Annotated in this window: 5 protein-coding genes; 4 read left to right on the top strand and 1 reads right to left on the bottom strand. The window is 65.3% G+C overall.

What is annotated here, in order from left to right:
- From DLJ53_RS34460 to DLJ53_RS34450, 3 genes are all read left to right on the top strand, one after another.
- Positions 1-970: Fic family protein (locus tag DLJ53_RS34460; protein WP_111352825.1), on the top strand; the 970-nt coding region annotated here is incomplete at its 5' end.
- Between the two features lie 199 nt (positions 971-1,169).
- Positions 1,170-2,309, top strand: coding sequence for an epoxide hydrolase family protein (locus DLJ53_RS34455; RefSeq protein ID WP_111352824.1), 1,140 nt, complete (start codon positions 1,170-1,172; stop codon positions 2,307-2,309).
- A 422-nt stretch (positions 2,310-2,731) separates the two neighbouring features.
- Positions 2,732-3,292, top strand: a complete 561-nt coding sequence (locus DLJ53_RS34450; RefSeq protein ID WP_111352823.1) for a recombinase family protein — start codon at positions 2,732-2,734, stop codon at positions 3,290-3,292.
- A gap of 163 nt (positions 3,293-3,455) precedes the next feature.
- Here the strand turns inward: DLJ53_RS34450 and DLJ53_RS34445 are convergent, their stop codons facing one another.
- Complete coding sequence (locus DLJ53_RS34445; protein WP_111352822.1) at positions 3,456-4,349, bottom strand: LysR family transcriptional regulator; 894 nt, start codon at positions 4,347-4,349, stop codon at positions 3,456-3,458.
- Positions 4,350-4,451: 102 nt separating this feature from the next.
- Between DLJ53_RS34445 and DLJ53_RS34440 the strand changes: the two genes are divergently transcribed.
- Complete coding sequence (locus DLJ53_RS34440) at positions 4,452-5,270, top strand: SDR family NAD(P)-dependent oxidoreductase (RefSeq protein ID WP_111352821.1); 819 nt, start codon at positions 4,452-4,454, stop codon at positions 5,268-5,270.
- The last annotated feature ends 255 nt before the right edge of the window (positions 5,271-5,525 follow it).

Genomic DNA, 5,525 nt, shown 5'->3' with positions numbered 1-5,525 from the left:
TCCTTCTGGAGGTCCTGGCAGGCTTGTCACCCGCCTCGATACGCCGCCTTCCTCAAACCGCCATCACCCAGCTTCGGTCCATAGCTCGCAGCTCGGCCTCGACACAGACAATCGCAACGTGAAGCCGAAGGAACGGGGCATCGCGGAGATGATGGTCGATCTCTATCGGACCTGGGCCAATCCCCTCGATGCCGACACGCTGTTCCGCTGGCACGGCATGCTCATGGCCGACACCCGGCATCTGGAGACGATCGGCGGCTATCGCCGTCATCAGGATGCGATGCAGATCGTGTCCGGCCGTCAGGATCGGCCCACAGTGCATTTCGAGGCACCGCCATCCTCTCGGGTCCCGGAAGAGATGACCGCCTATCTCGCCTGGTTCAACGGTACTTCGCCCGACGGCGATGATCCCCTGCCGGCACTCACCCGGGCCGGGATCGGGCACATATATTTCGAGAGCATCCACCCCTTCGAGGACGGAAACGGCCGCATCGGCCGAACCCTCGCGGAAAAATCTCTCGCCCAGAACATCGGCCAGCCGACGCTGATCGCACTGGCCCACACCATCGAGCGGCATCGCAAGGCCTACTACGACCAACTCGAGGTCCATCAGCGGACCCTCGATGTCACGGGCTGGCTGATGTATTTTGCCGAAAGGATCATCGCGGCCCAGCGGACGACGCTCGGCCGCGTCGCCTTCCATATCGCCAAGGCGCACTTCTATGATCGCTTCCGCGGCATGTTGAACGAACGGCAGGAAAAGGCGATCGCACGCCTGTTCCGGGAAGGCCCTGGCGGCTTCACGGGAGGGCTGAGCGCGGAGAACTACCTCGCGATCACGGGCACCTCCCGCCCCACCGCCACACGCGATCTGCACGACCTGGTCGAGAAGGGCGCCCTGACGCGCACCGGGGAACGCCGATACACCCGCTACCACCTGAACCTGCCGGGAACAGCTGTAACCTCGTGAGTGGGCGGCGTGGCATTTGGCGCGGGGGTCCGGTCGGTTGGACCGCCTGCTCGCTAACTGATTCAGGCTCTACAAGGGCGGGTGGACGACCGGCGGGTGCTGAGCGGCCGTCGGCTCTCAGAACATCCATCGACAATATGGATACCAGATTGGTGGACGCCCTCTCCATCGAACCGCATCCCAGCTTAAGCGGAGAACAATGATTTCACCCTACACGATCAACATCCCTGACGAACGGCTCGCCACGATCCGAGCCAAGGTCGAGACTTATGACTGGAGCCAGCTGCCGGATGCGGGAGGCTGGTCGGCGGGGGTCGGGGTCGATGACCTCAAGCGGCTCGCCGCGTATTGGCTGGACAGCTACGACTGGCGTGCGGTCGAACGGCGCCTCAACGCACTCCCCAACTTCACGGCCGACGTGGAAGGCGAGCCCCTCCACTTCGTTCATGTGAAAGGCGACGGCTCCAAGCCGCCCGTCCTGCTTCTCCACGGCTGGCCGGGCTCGTATCTCGAGTTCGAGCGGCTGTTGGAGCCGCTCGCAGCGGACGGACACGATGTTGTCGTCCCCTCGCTTCCCGGGTTCGCGTTCTCCAACCCGATTACGCGCCCGATCGGCCCGCGGCGGGCTGCTGCGCTCGTGCAGGGGCTGATGATCCAGCTGTTCGGCGACGCGCGGTATTTCATTCAAGGGGGCGATTGGGGCCACAGCATCGCGACCTGGGCAGCGCATGATCGACCGGACGCCCTCTGCGGCATCCGTATCAACATGATGACCGTGCGTGCGGAGTATGCCGATCCGACGACCGACGAGGAGACGTCCTTCGCCGCCAAGCGGGCCGCGATGGCCGGTCAGGAGAGCGCCTACTTTCACGAGCAGGCGACCCGTCCGCAGACGCTCGGCGTCGCGATGGCGGACAGCCCGGTCGGAGCGGCGGGCTGGATCCTCGAAAAGTTCGGCAAGTGGGCCGTTCTTCCGACAACCGCCAATGGCGACCCCGACATCTGGGCGAAGTTTTCCGAGGAGGAACTCCTCACCAACATCATGCTCTACATCGCGCCGGCATCGTTCGTGACGGCAACCTGGATCTACTACGGCAGCCGGCTCGAGACGTCGCGGTTGCTTCCGGCCGGTACCCGCATAAAGGTGCCGACCGGCTTTGCGGCCTTCCCCGATCCGGTGTTCTCGCCACCGCCGCTCTCGTTCGCGGAGAAGACCTTCAACATCGTGCATTGGACCGATATGCCGCGGGGCGGCCATTTCGCCGCGCTGGAAGAGCCGGAACTGATGCTGGCCGACTTGCGCGCCTTTATCGCGACGGTGTCGGGACCGCGCGCCTGAAGGTGGAGATCTCCGTTTCCGAAGCGCGGTCCAACCATCCGGCACAACGCTGGCTGCGTGAACGGCTGGCGACGTTGGCCGCCGAAGGGTAACTGCCGATTGGATCGAAGGCTCCGCACGGCGACTTCGACCATCAAAAGCAGCGATCGACATATCCCGCGCCTCAAGCGGTGGGACCGTCTTCCCCATCTGAGACGCTCGATGACATCGCCTTCGACAAGCTGCTGACATCAACTTCAAAAACCGACACGCGCTCTGGCCGGGATGGCGCCGTCAGGAAAGCGGACGGTTTCTTGCCGGTCGAGCCAAGTCGCCTCGACGAGGCCGTTTTGGCCGAATGATCGGGAAAATACCCGGTCAGGAAATCAACGTTAAGAATTCTGCGGTCCGAATGGGTTGTCTTCCTTCCTCAGGAGCAGCCCATGAAGATCGGCTACGCCCGGGTCTCCACCATCGAGCAGAATCTCGATCTGCAGCGCGACGCGCTCCAGAAGGCGGGGTGCGACAAGATCCTCGTCGACAAGGCGAGCGGAACGGTGGCGGCGAGGCCTGGGCTCGAGAAGGCGAAGGAGCTCTTGCGCGCTGGCGACACGCTGGTGGTGTGGCGGCTCGACCGGCTCGGCCGCTCGCTGCAAGACCTCATCACCTGGGCGCTCTATCTCGAAGAGCATGGTGTCGCACTGGAGAGCCTGGCCGAGCAGATCGACACCGCGACCTCGACGGGAAAGCTCACCTTCCACCTCTTCGGCGCGCTCGCCGAGTTCGAGCGCAACCTCATCCGCGAGCGCACCCAGGCGGGGCTCGCCGCTGCCCGTGCACGCGGTCGTCTCGGGGGCCGCCCGCCGGCCCTCGATGGCGACAAGCAGGCGCTGGCCGTTCAGCTCTACCGGGAGAAGAAGCTCACGGTCATCAAGATCTGCACGATGATGGGAATCTCGAAGCCGACGCTCTACGCGTATGTCCGGTCCGCCGGCGGCGGGTGATGGCGCTATCGTTCGGGGTCTCGCGGTCATCGCTCGAACAGCCCTGGAAGGTACGGGCACGGGCGCCGTGCAGAACCCGCACGATGCGAACCTCCTCGGCCAGCTCACGAAATGTCAGGCACCGGTCGCGCAGCGATTGACGATCTGGCGGCTGGCCAAGACTTCACTCGGCCCGGCTTGCTCGAAGCGCCTCCTTGAACAGTTCGAAGGCGGTCGTTCCGTGCCGATCGGGATAATAGAGGTGGTAGCCGGCAAACGGCTCGCACCACGGCTCCAGCAGGCGGGTGAGACGTCCATCGGCGAGTGGCGCAGCGACCAGATCCTCCAGGATGTAGAGGATGCCGAACCCCTCCAGGGCGGCGGCCACGAGCAGGTCGCCGTCGTTGAACACCGGGCCACGGCCTGGCCTGACCGTCACGGCGCGGCCGTCGCGCTCGAACGTCCAGGGAGAGAGGTCGCCATGCGCGTCGCCGTAGGCGATGCAGCGATGCGCCGGAAGGTCGGCAGGATCCATCGGCGCGGGATGGTCGCCCAGATAGTCCGGAGCAGCCACTACCGCGACGCGAAGCGGAGGCCCGACTGCCAGCGCGATCATGTCCTTCTCCAGCCGCTCGCCGAGCCGGATGCCGGCATCGTAGCGACCGGCGACAACGTCGGTCATGTCTCCCTCCACGGACACCTCCACCTGAATGCCGGGGTAGCGGCGCATGAAGGATGGTAGCATCGGCCACAGCACCGTATCGGCGGCGTGTTTGCCAGTCGTGATCCGGACGGTGCCGATCGCTGCCCCCCCGGCCTGGCCCAGCGCTTCGATCTCGTGGTCCAGCCCGGCCAATGCCGGCGAAAGGGTGGCGAGCAGGCGCTCGCCGGCAGCGGTCGGGGCGACGCTGCGCGTCGTGCGGGAGAGCAGGCGAAAGCCGAGCTGGCCCTCCAGACGCTTCATCGTCTGGCTCAAAGCCGACTGCGTGACCCCGAGGCGCCTCGCAGCACGCGTGAAGCTGCTGTCGGAAGCGATCGCCGCGAAGACGGCGAGGTCAGCGAGCTGTTCCGGACGCATTCGTGATCCCCGCTAATCGGGCCCATGACTGATTAGGCCATTATCTCGATCCATTAGCCCGACTACCTAGTCAGCGATAGCGAACGGAACGAGGAGCGGGGGATGGGACAGGTCTGGCTGGTGACAGGTGCAAGCCGGGGTCTTGGGCACGAGATCGCGCGCGCCGCGCTCGATGCGGGCGAAACGGTCGTGGCAACAGCGCGGTCCGCCGACGCGGTGCGCGATGCCTGCGGGGGCCGACACGATCGCCTGCACGCTCTCGCGCTCGACATCACCGACGCCGAAGCCGCGCGCTCGGTCGCCGCCGAGACCGCCGGTCGATTCGGTGCGATCGACGTGCTGGTCAACAATGCCGGCTACGCCGAACTGGGATTTTTCGAGACTTTCACCGATGCCGCCGTGCGGCGTCAGTTCGAGGTCAACCTGTTCGGCACGATGAACGTCGCGCGGGCGGTCGCCCCCCACATGCGTGAGCGTCGCTCAGGCCTCATCGTCACCATCTCGTCCATCAGCGGGCTGGTCGCCAGCGGCGGTGGGGCGGTCTACTCGGCGTCCAAGTTCGCGGTCGAGGGATGGATGGAGGGCTTCGCGCAGGAACTGGCACCGCTCGGCATCCGCTCGCTCCTGGTCGAGCCGGGGATGCTGCGGACCGACTTCATGGACCGGAAGTCGGCGAGCTTCGGCAGCATTCACATTCCGGACTATGCCGAGGCGGTCGCGCAATATCACGCGTTCGTAGACGGCGCGAACGGCAACCAGCCCGGCGATCCGAAGCGGCTCGCCGCGCGGATCGTGGCGCTTGCTTCGCAGAGCGAATTGCCATCGCGACTCATCTTCGGCGATGACGCCCGGCAGTGGGCCGGCGCGAAGGTCGATCAGTTGCGGCAGGAAATCGCCCAGTCCGCTCCCGATCACGACTGACGGCGCCGGCCAGGAGGTGGTTGCCGTCACCGTTCGGCGAGTGAGCGCTGGAGTGCGAACGGGCCGCATCGGCCGGGGGGTGAATGATAAGATCGAACTCTCGCGGCAGAATACAAAGAGGGTTCATCTCGCCGAAATTGGCTGACGCATAAGAGTAATTATGGAACGCCGAACGGGGTGAGCTGCTCCCTATCGGTTGGACAGTTCGGGCGCCGTTTTAAGCTACAGCCGGGATCTGCTGGTCGGTTCGGTCCT

The organism is Acuticoccus sediminis (assembly GCF_003258595.1).
Taxonomy (GTDB): Bacteria; Pseudomonadota; Alphaproteobacteria; order Rhizobiales; family Amorphaceae; genus Acuticoccus; species Acuticoccus sediminis.
Note: the sequence above shows the minus strand (reverse complement) of the source record. Positions and strands in the feature narration are given on the sequence as shown.